The following is a 13,501-nucleotide window of genomic DNA, read 5'->3' as shown; positions in this document are numbered from 1 at the left end:
CAGGCACCGCACTGCGGGCCTGGCTTCGGTGCGTTAACGGGGCTGCTCTGGAACTGCAGGGTGAGCCGTGTCACTATGGACGGGCAGCCGCTGGCTGCCCGGAGCAGCGGCAGAACCCCGGCCCGGCTCCGGCCAGAACGGTCTCCTTATCAACGCGGATAGGTTGGACGGTGCAGCAGTCTTCCAGTGCCCTGCAGAGCAGGGTTTTCCGGAGCCCCGAAACACTCCAGCGTGATGCCTGGCTGGCCCACGAAAGCCTGCGCGCCCAGGGCGAAGTCCTGGACGTCCTGCGCCCGGGGGTCCGCGAATCATGGCAGCGCTCCCTGCAGCACCACCCTGATCCCGACGCCGCAAGGTCGGCCCTGGTTCTGGAAGGCGCGGAGCTGGCCGCCTACCGGCAGTCGCACCCGCTGGCCTCCATCATGCCGGTGATCCAGCGGCTCCTCGTTGAACCCGGCCGCGACACCGGCCTGCTGGTGGCAGTAGGGGACCAGCTGGGCCGGCTGCTGTGGGTGGACGGCGATCCCGAGCTGCTGCGCCGGGCCGAGAACATGATGTTCATGCCCGGGGCGGACTGGTCGGAAAACGCCGTGGGGACCAGTGCTCCCGGCACCGCGCTGGCTACGGGCCGGAGCGTGCAGATCGCCGGCGCCGAGCACTTCAGCCCGCAGGTGCACCCCTGGTCCTGCACCGCAGTCCCGGTCCAGGACCCCGAATCCGGCAGCGTGCTGGGCGTGGTGGACATCACCGGCAAGGAAGAAGCCGTTGCCGTACACACGCTGGCCCTTGTCCAGGCGGCCGTAGCGGCAGCCACTGCCCAGCTGCGCGTCGAACGCCTCCAGCTCAGCGGGGACCGCCCCGCCCGCGGTGGTGCCGGCACCCGGACTCCCCGCTCCAGCTTGTACCAGGACAGCCTGCAGGTTCTGGGGACAGACACCGCGGACCTGTGCGTGGACGGCATCCGGGTTCAGCTCAGCCAGCGCCACTCCGAGCTGATGACCCTGCTGGCGCTGCATCCGCGGGGACTGACCGCAGAGGAACTGGCTGTGCTGGCCTATCCGGAGGAAGCCTCGGTAGGCAGCGTCCGGGCGGAGATGCTCCGGCTGCGCAAACTGCTGTCCCGGTCAGCATCGGCACGGATCGTGCCGGAGTCACGGCCGTACCGCCTGCCCGCGGACCTGGTCCTGGACGCCGGTCAGGTGCGCGCCTGCCTGTCCCGCGGTGCCCACCGGCTGGCCCTGAACATCTACAAGGGGCCGGTGCTGCCGCATTCCCAGGCCCCGGGCATCGTGGAGCTGCGCCGCGGCCTGAGCGCTGAACTGCGTGAGGCGGTTCTCGGAGAGGCCGGGATCGAGACGGTGCTGCAGTACCTCAAACTCGAGGAAGCAGCAGACGACGCCGAAGCGTGGCGGCTGGCGCTCCAGCTGCTGCCCCCGCGTTCCCCGCGCCGGGCGGGGATAGTTGCAGGGCTGCAGCGGATCGAGCGGGACCTTTCCTAGGAGCGGGCCTCGCCGCCGGTTTCCGTCGCCCGGACGCCGGCAGGTTCACCGGCCTGCGGGCCAATGACCGGCCTGATCCGCAGACTGGTCAGGAAACCGATAAGCAGGGCACCGGCGGCGATCCAGCCCGCCAGGGACGCCCCGTTCGTCATCGCCTCACGCGCAGCGTCGGCAATGAATGCTGTCTGGGGATCGGCGGCCAGAGCCGTGATGCTGCCGCCGGACGTGGCATTCACCGAATCCACGGCTCCGGCCAGCTGGGGCGCGCCGGCAACGGCCTCCGCTGTCTGGTTCTCGGTTCCGGTTCGCAGAGTGGTGAAGAACGCCGTTCCCAGCACGGCGATGCCCAGCGCCGAGCCTGTCTGCCGGGCGGTGCTCTGCGTGGCGGAGCCCTGTCCGCTCTTGGCGACCGGAACCTCGGCAAGGATCACCGAGGTCAGCTGGGCCGTGGCCAGGCCAACGCCGATTCCGTAGAAGAGCAGGATGGGGGAAGTCAGCCAGGCTGTGCTGTCCGGACGGATCAGCAGGGCCAGGGCCGCGATGCTGAGGATTTCCAGCCCCAGGCCCATCCGCACCACCACCACGGGACTGTACTTTCTGGCCAGGGAGGCCACGCCTCCGGAAGCCAGGAAGGAGCCAACGGCCAGGGGAAGCAGTGCGAGACCTGCCTGGAAGGCGGTGTAGCCCAGCACGTTCTGGAACCACAGCGGCAGGGAGAGGATCAGCCCGAATTCACCGAAGCTCACGATCAGGGCAGTCACGTTGCCGTTGGCGAAGGACGGGATACGGAACAGGGACAGGTCCAGGATGACGCCCTTGCCCGCCGCGGTCCGTGAGCGTTCCAGCAGCACAAAGCAGACCAGCGCCACCACCGCGACCAGGAAGGCCAGCGGCACGGGGGAGAGGGTGCCCACCTGGAACGGTGCGTCCTCGGTGGCGTTCCACCAGCCGTAACTGCGGCCCTCGATCAGGCCGAAGACCAGCGCGCCGAAGCCCAGGATGGACAGTGCGGCGCCCCCGAGGTCCAGCCGCTGCGCGGCGCCGGTGATGGCTTCGGAGGATTCCGCCACGAACAGCAGCAGTCCCGCAACCACCAGCACGCCCACCGGAATGTTGATTCCGAACGCCCAGCGCCAGCTGGCGTGCTCGGTCAGCCAGCCGCCCAGCAGCGGGCCGATGGCAGCCATGCCGCCGATCGTTGAACCCCAGACCGCAAAGGCAATGCCGCGGTCCCGGCCCTGGAAGTTTGCGTTCAGCAGCGCGAGGGTGGTGGGAAGGATCATCGATCCGCCCAGGCCCTGCAGCGCCCGGCCCAGGATCAGGACGCCGCCTGATTCAGCCAGGGCACACAGCACGGACGCCGCCACAAAGAGCACGACGCCGATCAGCATGATCCGCCGCCGGCCCACCCGGTCGGCAATGCGTCCCCAGGTGAGCAGCAGTGCGGCGAAGAGGAGGGTATAGATCTCCTGGACCCACTGGATCTGGGTACTCGAAATGCCCAGGTCCCCGACAATCGACGGAACAGACACGGACACGATCGTGGCGTCCATGATAATCATCGCGACGCCCAGGCTGATGGCCAGCAGGCCCCACCAGCGGTAACGGACATACCGGTTTGGCTGCGGCTCCGCGCCGCTGCCACTGCGTTCGGAAGTCATTAGCGTCCCTTGTATCTCGGTCCATAAGAAATTGCCCTAGGTAACCATAAACCTCCTTGTGGGAAGCCGCCAGACATGTGCCGAACCGGTCCTGCTACGCGGATGCTACGTCCGCCTGCGTAGCGTTGCGCGCACCGACGGACACGACACCGAGGTCGTGTACCAACGCTCAAAACGAGGAGCAGACAAGTCATGACCGTTTACGCGCAGCCCGGCCAGGGCGAGGCACTTGTTTCATTCAAGCCTCGCTATGAGAACTGGATCGGCGGAGAATGGGTCGCCCCGATTAAGGGCGGCTACTTTGAGAACGTTTCACCGGTGACGGGCAAGGTCTTCTGCGAAGTTGCCCGCGGCACCTCCGAGGACATCGAGCTGGCGCTGGATGCAGCACACAAGGCAGCGCCATCGTGGGGCAAGACCTCCGTGGCGGAGCGTGCGAACATCCTGAACCGCATCGCCGACCGGATCGAGGAGAACCTCGAAATGCTTGCCGTCGCGGAAACGTGGGACAACGGCAAGCCGGTCCGCGAAACGCTGGCAGCCGACCTGCCGCTGGCCGTGGACCATTTCCGCTACTTTGCCGGCGCGATCCGCGCCCAGGAGGGCACCCTCTCCCAGATCGACGACAACACCACGGCGTACCACTTCCACGAGCCGCTGGGCGTGGTAGGCCAGATCATCCCCTGGAACTTCCCCATCCTGATGGCCACCTGGAAGCTTGCCCCCGCGCTCGCAGCAGGCAACGCCGTCGTGCTCAAGCCTGCGGAGCAGACCCCGGCGTCCATCCTGGTGCTGGCTGAACTGATTGCCGACCTGCTGCCTGCCGGCGTGCTGAACATCGTCAACGGATTCGGAGTGGAGGCCGGCAAGCCGCTGGCGTCCTCAAAGCGGATCCGCAAGATCGCGTTCACCGGTGAAACGACTACCGGCCGCCTGATCATGCAGTACGCCAGCCAGAACCTGATTCCTGTGACACTGGAGCTGGGCGGCAAGAGCCCAAACATCTTCTTCGCCGATGTGGCCGCCCGCGACGACGCGTTCTACGACAAGGCGCTGGAGGGCTTCAACATGTTCGCCCTGAACCAGGGCGAAGTCTGCACCTGCCCGTCCCGCGCACTGGTCCAGGAATCCATTTACGACTCCTTCATGTCCGATGCACTGGCCCGTACCGCTGCGATGGTTCAGGGCAACCCGCTGGACACCAGCACCATGGTGGGCGCCCAGGCCTCCAACGACCAGCTGGAGAAGATCCTCTCCTACATGGACATTGCCGGGCAGGAAGGCGCCAAGGTCCTGGCCGGAGGCAAGCGCAACGTTCTCGACGGCGACCTGGCCGGCGGCTACTACGTTGAGCCCACCGTCTTTGAAGGCACCAACAACATGCGTATTTTCCAGGAGGAGATCTTCGGGCCGGTGGTTTCGGTGACGAGGTTCTCGGACTACGGCGAGGCGCTGGCAATCGCGAATGACACCCTCTACGGCCTGGGCGCAGGAGTCTGGTCCCGGGACGGCAACACCGCCTACCGTGCCGGGCGGGACATCCAGGCCGGACGCGTCTGGGTGAACAACTACCACGCCTACCCCGCGCACGCGGCATTCGGCGGGTACAAATCCTCCGGCATCGGACGCGAAAACCACGCCATGATGCTGGACCACTACCAGCAGACCAAGAACCTGCTGGTCAGCTACGCCGAATCCAAGCAGGGCTTCTTCTAGAGTCCGGTTCCACCTGCCAGTCCCCCCAGCAGTACACCCCCGAACACAAGGAGATCGACATGGAACGCATGCAGGCCGCCGTCGTCAATACCCTCGCCGAGCCGCTCACGGTGGGAGAGAACGATATTCCCAGCCCCGGCCCGGGACAGGTCCTGGTCAAACTCGTCTCAACCGGGGTCTGCCACACGGACCTGCATGCAGCACAGGGGGACTGGCCGGTGAAGCCCACGCCGCCCTTCATTCCCGGACATGAAGGCGTGGGCCGCGTGGTGCAGCTCGGTGAAGGTGTGACCGAGCTGAAGGAAGGGGACATGGTCGGCAACGCCTGGCTGTGGTCCGCTTGCGGCGTCTGTGAATACTGCCGCACCGGATGGGAGACGCTGTGCGAGCAGCAGCAGAACGGCGGTTACACCGTCAACGGATCCTTCGGGGAGTACATGCTGGTTGATGAAAAGTTTGCAGCGCGCATTCCCGAAGGCGCAGATCCGGTGGAGGTAGCCCCCGTGCTCTGCGCCGGCGTCACGGTCTACAAGGGGCTGAAAGTGACCGAGGCCCGGCCGGGACAGTGGGTCGTGATCTCGGGCATCGGCGGGCTCGGCCACGTAGCCGTGCAGTACGCGAGGGCGATGGGACTTCGCGTCGCCGCCGTGGACATTGCCGATGACAAGCTGGCCCTGGCCCGTGAATACGGCGCCGAGGTCACGGTCAACGCCCTGAACGAGGATCCGGTCGAAGCCATCCAGGCCCAGACCGGCGGAGCGCACGGGGTGCTGGTCACGGCCGTGCACCCCTCCGCCTTCGGCCAGGCCATCGGGATGGCGCGCAGGGGCGGAACAATCGTGTTCAACGGCCTGCCGCCCGGGGAGTTCCCCGCACCGATCTTCGACATCGTCCTCAAGGGCCTGACCATCCGGGGCTCGATCGTCGGGACCCGGCAGGACATGGTGGAGGCGCTGGACTTCTATGCCCGGGGCCTCATCCACCCAAAGATTGCCACCCGTCCGCTGGATGACATCAACGACGTCCTGGATGAACTGGCCGCCGGCCGGATCGACGGACGGGTAGTGGTCCAGTACTAATGGATCCGCTTCCAGCTTCGGTCCTGGACGCCGCGCCGGCCCTGCCCGGGGAAACAGTTTCCCGGGTGGGGCTTACGCCCGCCGCCCGGGAACTGCTCAGGACACTGAAGCAGCAGCACGGGCCGCTGATGTTCCACCAGTCCGGCGGCTGCTGTGACGGTTCCTCACCCATGTGTTATCCCGAGGGAGACTTCATCACCTCAGATGCCGATGTTCTCCTGGGAGTGTTTGACCTGGACGGCGAAGACATCGGGTTCTGGATGTCTGCCGAACAGTTCGAGTACTGGAAGCACACGCACCTGACGGTGGACGTCGTGACCGGCCGGGGGAGCGGATTTTCCCTGGAAGCGCCGGAGGGAAAGCGTTTCCTGATCCGCTCGAAGCTCCTGGATGTGCCCGGATAGCCCCCAAGTAGTAAGGTTGCTGTTTAATTCCTTTCCGGCCGCCGGCTGGAAAGGATCGGACGGTACATCATGATGCCTCGAGCGGGGCGGGAATGAGGAACACCATGGTTAAGAAGATGACTTTTCTGGCAGGAATCGGTGTCGGCTACCTGATTGGTTCCAAGGCCGGCCGGGAGAAGATTATGTCCCTGTGGAACGACCCCAAGGTTCAGGACACCGTGAGCCAGGGTACTGACTGGGCCAAGGACAAGGTTCCGGGACTGCAGGAGAAGGTCACGGGGGCTGCCAAGGATGCCGCTTCCTCCGCCAAGGATGCGGCCTCGCACGCGAAGGACAGCGTCACGGGCAGCAGCTCAGGAACGTCGGGCAGCAACTCCAGCAGCTCCAGCAGTTCCAGCGGATCGTCGACGGTCGCGGGAACCGCCAATCCGGCGGACCGCTCCCACACCTCCGGCGGCGGCTCCACGATGGATCCGGCGCGCCCGCAGCCCGAAGGGCGCTAGCCCGACTGGATGCAGGGGCGGCTTCACCGCCGCCGCACAATGCCCGTCCCGGGAATCCCGGGGCGGGCATTGTTCTGCCCGGGTTCCGCCCCCGGGAAAAGAATTTGCCTCTCGTGCAAACTTGCACATAGTGTAGCGGCGTGACAGAGCAGCAGGTTTCCCGCAGGGAGCAGAACAAGACGGCAACCCGCCGGGCGATTGCCGATGCCACGCTCCGGCTGGTCCGCAGCCGGGGTGCCGGCCAGTTCACCGTTGATGACATCGCGGATGCGGCCGGCATTTCCCGGCGCACGTTCTTCAACTACTTTCCCAGTACCTCTGCGGCACTCAACGTGGCCATGGAGGACTTCCTCGACGGGGTGCTTGGGCACTTCCAGGCGCGTCCGCACCACGAGAACATCGTTGACTCGATGCTCAAAGCCCTTTCCCAGCCGGCCGATCCGGCGAACCTGGCCGTCATGGCGGAACTCCACGGCCTCGCCGAAGACCATCCGGACATGGGCCGCGTCCACCTTGAGGCCTGGGACCACGCCGAACACCGCATTGTCGACTTGCTGCGGACCCGGCTGGGACAGGACGCCGACCCGTTCTACACGTCCACGCTGGTCGCCGCGGTGCTCGCCTGCGGGCGCAGTGCGTTCGCCGAATGGCAGCGGCGCACGCACGGGGAGATCAACCCGAAGACCCTCACGCTGCTCGAAGAACTCTTTACCGAAGCCGTCGGATTCCTCCGTGACGGTTTTAGCCGCTAGATCCCACCACCTGAACCGTTCAAAGAAAGACACTCCATGGCATCCCTGCTTTACCGGCTCGGCAAATTCAGCTTCCGGCACCGCTGGTGGTTCCTGAGCTCCTGGCTCGTGCTGCTGCTTGGCATTGGCGGAGCGTTTGCCGCCTTTAGCGCCCCCACCTCGAACAACTTCACCATCCCCGGCTCGGAGAGCCAGCGGGTCCTGGACGAACTGCGCGAGCGGGTGCCGGATGCGTCCGGCGGATCCGGCAGGATCGTCTTTGAAACCGAATCGGGAGAGGCCTTCACCGAGGCCGAGCGCCAGGCGGTCACGGACACCGTGGCGGAACTGAACGGCCTGGACTTCCTGAAGTCGGTCAGCGATCCCTTCGAAATGCAGGCGCAGCTGGACGGCAGCGGAGAACAGCTCGCAGCCGGCCAGGCAGAGCTGGACGCTGCCCGCGCCCAGCTGGAGGCCGGCAAGCCGCAGCTCGACGCCGCAGCCGCCCAGCTGGCAGCCGGACGGGACCAGCTGTCGCTGGCCCGGATGCAGGCTGAACAGCTGGAAGCCGCCGGACAGGTTCAGCAGGCTGAGGCTATCCGTGCCCAGCTCAGCGCCCGGGAAGAGCAGCTCAGCGCCGGAGAAGCGCAGCTTGCCGAGCAGCAGGCAGCCTATGACGACGGCGTCGCCCGGCTGGCCGCAGGCGAACAGGAGCTAACGGACGCACAGCGCATGGCAGAAGCCACCGACGGACTGCGTTTCGTCTCCGAGGACGGAGCCACCGCATTCTCCGAGGTCCAGTTCCAGGAGCAGTCCTACTCGGTCACCCCCGAGCAGCGCCAGGAAGTCCAGGACACCGCCAGCCGCATTACGGACTCCGGGGTCCAGGTGTTCTTCAGCAAGGAAATCGTGGAGGACGTCTCCTCCCTCTTCGGGCCGTCCGAAGCGATCGGAGTGGCCGTCGCCGCCGTCGTGCTAATCCTGATGCTGGGCACGCTGGTGGCCGCCGGGCTGCCGCTGCTGATGGCGGTCGTCGGCGTGATCGCCGGCGTCGGCACCACCATGGCCCTTACCGGAGTCGTGGAAATGACCTCCATCTCCCCGATGCTGGCGCTGATGCTCGGCCTGGCGGTCGGGATCGACTACTCGCTGTTCATCATCAACCGGCACCGCACCCAGCTGCTGCACGGCATGGAACTGGAAGAATCCGCCGGCGTGGCCACCGGGACCAGCGGCAATGCAGTGCTCTTCGCCGGCCTGACCGTCGTGATCGCCCTGGCCGCGCTCGCCGTCCCCGGACTGCCGTTCCTCAGTGTCATGGGCCTGGCGGCTGCCGGCACCGTGGCCATGGCCATCCTCGTCGCGCTGACACTGACCCCGGCGTTCCTGGGCTTCATCGGGAACCGCATCCTCTCGAAGAAGGCCTGGACCAAGGCCGGCATCACGCCTCCCGGTCCGCACGCCCGGCTCTCGTCCGCAGACCAGGCCGCGGCCGCAGAGCACAAGGAAAACGGCAGCCCGCGCCGCTGGGGCCGGCTGGTCACCAACCATCCGGTAATCACCGTCATTCTCAGTGTCCTGCTGCTGGGCACCATGGCCATTCCCGCCGGCTCGCTGCGCGTGGGACTGCCCGACGGCGGATCGGAACCGGTTGATTCAACGGCCTACCAGGCCTACCAGCGCCTGGGGGAGAGCTTCGGCGAAGGCATCAACGGCCCCGTAATCGTCGTCGGATACCTCCCCGATGGGCTCTCGGAGAGCGAAACCTCCGACCTCACCTACGAAGTGGCGGACTCGCTGCGCGAACTGGACCACGTCACAACAGTGGTGCCCGCTTCCACCAGCGACGACGGAACCATGGTCGTCTTCCAGGTCATCCCCGAAGGCGGTCCTGCCGCCGAAGGCACCGAAGACCTGGTGCACACCATCCGCGACGACGCGGGGCAGATCAAGGATGACACCGGCGTCGAAATTGCCATTACCGGCCAAACCGGCATCAACATCGACGTCTCGGACAAGCTGATGGATGCCATGCCGGTGTACCTGCTGATCGTGGTGGGCCTGTCACTGGTCCTGCTGCTGCTGGTCTTCCGGTCCGTCCTGGTGCCGCTGATTGCCACCGGAGGGTTCCTGCTCTCCCTGGCCGCCAGCTTCGGCGCCGTCGTGGCGATCTACCAGTGGGGCTGGCTGGGCAGCATCTTCGACGTGCACAACCCCGGAGCCGTACTGAGCTTCCTGCCGATCATCCTCATCGGCGTGCTCTTCGGCCTGGCCATGGACTACCAGATGTTCCTGGTCTCCGGCATGCGCGAAGCCTACGTCCACGGGGAAGACCCGCGGCAGGCCGTCCGCAACGGCTTCGACCATGCTTCCCGCGTGGTCACGGCCGCCGCCATCATCATGGTCTCCGTGTTCGCCGGGTTCATCTTCGCCCACCTGACCATGGTCCGTCCGATCGGCTTTGCACTGGCCATCGGTGTCCTGCTGGATGCCTTCGTCATCCGCATGACCCTCATTCCGGCCGTGCTGCACCTGCTGGGCAAGTCGGCCTGGTGGATCCCGAAGTGGCTGGACCGGATCCTTCCGGACGTGGATGTGGAAGGCTCCGGGCTGCTGCAGGCGGCGAAGGACCGGGGCGGGGCCCAAACGGAACAGGAACTCGCATCGGCTGGACGCTGAGCCGAAATATGTCACACTTGTTGCGCTTCTGGCCTGCACAGCAGACAGTACCGGTTACCATCGGGGTGCACTGCCCCGTCCTACAGCCCCCACCAAGCATTGGAGAGTGAGCCTGAATATGGCTACTGATTACGACGCACCGCGCAAGGTCGAAGAGGATGCCGGAACCGCCTCAATCGAAGAGCTTCAGGCCCGGCGGAGCGACAAGCAGTCAGCCGTAGTGGACGTGGACGAATCCGAGGCCGCGGAAGCCTTTGAACTTCCGGGCGCGGACCTTTCCAGCGAGGAACTGCTGGTCCGGGTAGTGCCGGCGCAGGAGGACGAATTCACCTGCGGCTCCTGCTTCCTGGTCCGTCACCGGTCCCAGTTCGCCGTGGAGAAGAACGGCACCAAGTACTGCAAGGACTGCGAGGGCTAGAGACCCTGCCGGTCCTGCCAGGACCGGGCACCGCCGCCGCACCCGGATTCGGGTGCGGCGGTTGTGGTTAAGGCGGCCGGTGTGCTTTCGTACCTTGCATGGTCAGCGCGGTCCTTCTGGCAGCGGGGGCAGGGATCCGGCTGGGCCGCGGTCCCAAGGCCCTGCTGCCCTTTCACGGCCGCCCCCTGGTTGAACACCTCGCAGCGGAACTGCTGCGCGGCGGGTGCTCGCGCGTCATCGTCATCCTCGGTGCCGGATCTGCCCGGGTGAGTACTGAAGCGAACCTGGCCGGAATGCACGTGGTGATCAACCCGGACTGGGAAACCGGCGTCGGCTCCAGCTTCCGGGCCGGCATCGCCGAGGCCATCACGCTCGCCCCGCAGGAACCGGTGCTGGTTGCGCTGGCGGACCAGCCCGGGCTGAGCGCGGAAACGGTGGCGCGGCTGATCTCCCGTGCTGCGCCCGCCAGGGTCTCCTGTGCGGCCTACCGGGTGCCGGGCGGAAACCTGATGCGCGGCCATCCCGTCCTTTTCGCGCCGCAGCTGGCCAGGGCCGCCGCAGCAGGTGCCCGGGGAGATACCGGTGCCCGCTCCTTCCTGGCCGCCCATCCGGGCCTGGTGGATTTGGTTGAATGCGGTCCGGAGGGCGACGGGCGGGACATTGATACCCCGGAAGACCTGGGGCTGCTGGAGAGCCGGCGTGCGCCCGGATCGGAGGGATAGGCCGTGTTCGTCGCAGGCACCGGAGCGGATCAGGTAAAGTGGAGCCTTCGTAGGGGAGTATCCACCCACGCTGAACCTCGTCAACACGTAGGGCACCGACGCCCGGCCGGGGCCAGCGGGCAGCCAATGGCTGCCGGAGAGACTTGCGGTCCTTTGGCGTACCCTACGAAAGCAGAGACTCCATGACTGTTTCCCCCCTGATCTGGGGCGTGACGATCGTTGTCATCCTCGGCCTGCTGGCCTTCGACTACTTCTTCCACATCCGCAAGGCGCACATACCCACGCTGAAGGAAGCGGCCGTCTGGTCCTCCATCTACGTGGGCCTGGCCATCATCTTCGGCATCCTGGTTCTCGTCTTCGGCGGGGTGACCATGGGCGGTGAGTACTTCGCCGGGTACATCACCGAGAAGGCCCTTTCCGTGGACAACCTGTTTGTCTTCCTGATCATCATGGCGTCCTTCCGGGTGCCCCGGGAGGACCAGCAGAAGGTCCTGCTCTTCGGCATTGTCTTCGCGCTGATTGCGCGCACCGGCTTCATCTTCCTGGGCGCGGCGCTGATCAACTCCTTCTCCTGGATCTTCTACCTCTTCGGCCTGATCCTGCTGATCACCGCAGGCAACCTGCTCAAGCCCGAGGACAGCGAGAAGGACGAAGCGAACAACTTCATCATCCGCATCGCCAAGCGTGTGCTGCCCACCACCGACCACTACGACGGCGACAAGCTGATGACCGTGGAGAACGGCAAGAAGGTCCTCACCCCGATGCTGCTGGTCATGGTGGCCATCGGCGGAACCGACATCCTCTTCGCCCTGGACTCCATTCCCGCCATCTTCGGCCTGACACAGAACACCTTCATTGTCTTCACGGCCACGGCGTTCTCCCTGATGGGCCTGCGCCAGCTCTACTTCCTGATCGACGGACTGCTGGACCGCCTGATCTACCTCTCTTACGGCCTGGCCGCCATCCTCGCCTTCATTGGCGTGAAGCTCGTGCTGCACGCCCTGCATGAAAACACCCTGCCGTTCATCAACAACGGCGAGCATGTGGAAGTCGTCGAGGTCAGCACCGGCCTGTCCCTCAGCGTGATCATCGGCGTCCTGCTGGTCACCGTTATCGCATCGCTGGTAAGCCCGGCGGGCAAGGCCCAGACCGCCGTGAACAATGCCCGCCGCCACGCCAACGATTACCTGGATCTCTCCTACACCTCGGATGAGTCCGAGCGGGAGCGTATCTACCGGGCCCTCTGCGACGAAGAGAAGCAGATCCTGCAGATGGACAAGAAGTACCGGGACAAGGTGAAGGACATTGAAGATATCCGTGCCGAGGTTGCCCGTGCCCATGAGGAGCACGCCCGCTACTCAAGCAAGTAGTTAGTTACCGGGAAGGGTCCTTCGCAGCTGTCAGGCTGCGGAGGGCCCTTCCTGTATCAGGAGCCCGGAGTCAGCCCTGCAGGCGCCGCTGCAGCGGAGCGCCGGACGTTCCGGCGTGCGGCGGCGGGTTCCGACGGATGAGGCGGGCCAGCAGGATGCCGGAAAGCACTGAACCCAGGCCGCCGGCGGCGAGGTCTCCGATGGTGTCGCGGTAGCCAACATTGATCGTGGCGTCCACGTAGTAGTGCCCCCACCATTCGCCGAATTCCCAGAGCACGCTCAGCGCCAGGCCCAGCGACGTCACAACGGCGGGAACGGCGAATGCGGGCACCGGGCGGCCGGAATCCTGCCACGCGGTCACCGCGCCGTAGGCAGCGAGGAGGTACCAGGCCATGACGGCAATGGTCCCGGTCGCAGCGAAGTGCACGGCAAGGTCCCACCAGGAAATCCGGGCGTACAGGTCCATCACGCTGCTCCAGGCCGCCAGCAGCAGCGTCAGCCCGTAGAGGGAGGAAAACAGCGGGGCCGCGGGCAGGCAGCGGGAGACCAGCAGGCCCAGCAGCACCAGCGCAAACAAGGCGGCCTCAACCGGGCCGTGCCAGAGCAGGGCCGCGAGCAGGCTCACTGCACCGAGCAGGCGAACGCCGTCCGAAGCCACCTCGGCGGCAGAGGCCGGACGGCGCAGGAGGGCATCGATCATGTACTTACGGTAGCCGAGC

At 66.0% G+C, this 13,501-nt stretch carries 12 protein-coding genes; 10 read left to right on the top strand and 2 right to left on the bottom strand.

The features are described 5' to 3' along the window. Positions 1 to 170 precede the first annotated feature (170 nt). Positions 171 to 1,499 carry a GAF domain-containing protein gene (locus NGB94_RS04790; RefSeq protein ID WP_325789418.1) on the top strand — a complete coding sequence of 443 codons (1,329 nt, stop codon included), beginning with the start codon at positions 171 to 173 and terminating at the stop codon, positions 1,497 to 1,499. On the opposite strand, the gene NGB94_RS04785 is transcribed toward NGB94_RS04790, so the two are convergent. Next, positions 1,496 to 3,160, bottom strand: coding sequence for a DHA2 family efflux MFS transporter permease subunit (locus NGB94_RS04785; RefSeq protein WP_325789417.1), 1,665 nt, complete (start codon positions 3,158 to 3,160; stop codon positions 1,496 to 1,498). The two genes, NGB94_RS04790 and NGB94_RS04785, sit on opposite strands and share 4 nt — an antisense overlap. Positions 3,161 to 3,352: 192 nt before the next feature. On the opposite strand from NGB94_RS04785, the gene NGB94_RS04780 reads away from it, so the two are divergent. The 9 genes from NGB94_RS04780 to NGB94_RS04740 all read left to right on the top strand — a co-directional run bounded on the left by NGB94_RS04780 (position 3,353) and on the right by NGB94_RS04740 (position 12,782). Further along, positions 3,353 to 4,876 carry an aldehyde dehydrogenase family protein gene (locus tag NGB94_RS04780; RefSeq protein ID WP_325789415.1) on the top strand — a complete coding sequence of 508 codons (1,524 nt, stop codon included), beginning with the start codon at positions 3,353 to 3,355 and terminating at the stop codon, positions 4,874 to 4,876. A gap of 59 nt (positions 4,877 to 4,935) precedes the next feature. Further along, a complete protein-coding gene (gene adhP / locus NGB94_RS04775; RefSeq protein ID WP_325789413.1) occupies positions 4,936 to 5,955 on the top strand; it encodes an alcohol dehydrogenase AdhP in 1,020 nt (339 codons plus the stop codon). Continuing rightward, positions 5,955 to 6,359 carry a DUF779 domain-containing protein gene (locus NGB94_RS04770; RefSeq protein ID WP_325789412.1) on the top strand — a complete coding sequence of 135 codons (405 nt, stop codon included), beginning with the start codon at positions 5,955 to 5,957 and terminating at the stop codon, positions 6,357 to 6,359. Before adhP ends, NGB94_RS04770 begins: the two co-directional genes overlap by 1 nt. Before the next feature lie 116 nt (positions 6,360 to 6,475). Next, on the top strand, positions 6,476 to 6,862 hold the full coding sequence (locus NGB94_RS04765; RefSeq protein ID WP_325789411.1) for a hypothetical protein: 387 nt from the start codon (positions 6,476 to 6,478) through the stop codon (positions 6,860 to 6,862). 140 nt (positions 6,863 to 7,002) lie between these two features. Then, positions 7,003 to 7,614 carry a TetR family transcriptional regulator gene (locus NGB94_RS04760; RefSeq protein WP_325789409.1) on the top strand — a complete coding sequence of 204 codons (612 nt, stop codon included), beginning with the start codon at positions 7,003 to 7,005 and terminating at the stop codon, positions 7,612 to 7,614. A gap of 36 nt (positions 7,615 to 7,650) precedes the next feature. Beyond that, positions 7,651 to 10,272, top strand: coding sequence for an MMPL family transporter (locus tag NGB94_RS04755; RefSeq protein WP_325789408.1), 2,622 nt, complete (start codon positions 7,651 to 7,653; stop codon positions 10,270 to 10,272). A gap of 118 nt (positions 10,273 to 10,390) precedes the next feature. After that, positions 10,391 to 10,690: a DUF4193 domain-containing protein gene (locus NGB94_RS04750; protein ID WP_091602360.1), complete on the top strand. Its 300-nt coding sequence runs from the start codon at positions 10,391 to 10,393 to the stop codon at positions 10,688 to 10,690. A 98-nt stretch (positions 10,691 to 10,788) separates the two neighbouring features. Continuing rightward, the gene (locus tag NGB94_RS04745; RefSeq protein WP_325789406.1) at positions 10,789 to 11,412 is read left to right on the top strand and encodes a nucleotidyltransferase family protein; all 624 of its coding nucleotides are present in this window, start codon (positions 10,789 to 10,791) and stop codon (positions 11,410 to 11,412) included. Positions 11,413 to 11,594: 182 nt separating this feature from the next. Next, entirely contained in the window at positions 11,595 to 12,782 is a 1,188-nt protein-coding gene (locus NGB94_RS04740; RefSeq protein ID WP_325789405.1) for a TerC family protein, read from the top strand. A gap of 70 nt (positions 12,783 to 12,852) precedes the next feature. On the opposite strand, the gene NGB94_RS04735 is transcribed toward NGB94_RS04740, so the two are convergent. Next, entirely contained in the window at positions 12,853 to 13,482 is a 630-nt protein-coding gene (locus tag NGB94_RS04735) for a hypothetical protein (protein ID WP_325789404.1), read from the bottom strand. Between the last annotated feature and the right edge of the window lie 19 nt (positions 13,483 to 13,501).

It is taken from the genome of Arthrobacter koreensis (assembly GCF_035792275.1).
GTDB lineage: Bacteria > Actinomycetota > Actinomycetes > Actinomycetales > Micrococcaceae > Arthrobacter_B > Arthrobacter_B koreensis_A.
This window is presented reverse-complemented; position numbering and strand designations above follow the sequence as displayed.

What these genes read in the sequence shown, in the direction of transcription:
- NGB94_RS04770 (WP_325789412.1), top strand. Translation starts at nt 5,955, where the DNA reads ATGGATCCGCTTCCAGCTTCGGTCCTGGACGCCGCGCCGGCCCTGCCC.
- NGB94_RS04765 (WP_325789411.1), top strand. Translation starts at nt 6,476, where the DNA reads ATGACTTTTCTGGCAGGAATCGGTGTCGGCTACCTGATTGGTTCCAAG.
- NGB94_RS04780 (WP_325789415.1), top strand. Translation starts at nt 3,353, where the DNA reads ATGACCGTTTACGCGCAGCCCGGCCAGGGCGAGGCACTTGTTTCATTC.
- adhP (WP_325789413.1), top strand. Translation starts at nt 4,936, where the DNA reads ATGGAACGCATGCAGGCCGCCGTCGTCAATACCCTCGCCGAGCCGCTC.
- NGB94_RS04745 (WP_325789406.1), top strand. Translation starts at nt 10,789, where the DNA reads ATGGTCAGCGCGGTCCTTCTGGCAGCGGGGGCAGGGATCCGGCTGGGC.
- NGB94_RS04740 (WP_325789405.1), top strand. Translation starts at nt 11,595, where the DNA reads ATGACTGTTTCCCCCCTGATCTGGGGCGTGACGATCGTTGTCATCCTC.
- NGB94_RS04755 (WP_325789408.1), top strand. Translation starts at nt 7,651, where the DNA reads ATGGCATCCCTGCTTTACCGGCTCGGCAAATTCAGCTTCCGGCACCGC.
- NGB94_RS04785 (WP_325789417.1), bottom strand. Translation starts at nt 3,160, where the DNA reads ATGACTTCCGAACGCAGTGGCAGCGGCGCGGAGCCGCAGCCAAACCGG.
- NGB94_RS04735 (WP_325789404.1), bottom strand. Translation starts at nt 13,482, where the DNA reads ATGATCGATGCCCTCCTGCGCCGTCCGGCCTCTGCCGCCGAGGTGGCT.
- NGB94_RS04750 (WP_091602360.1), top strand. Translation starts at nt 10,391, where the DNA reads ATGGCTACTGATTACGACGCACCGCGCAAGGTCGAAGAGGATGCCGGA.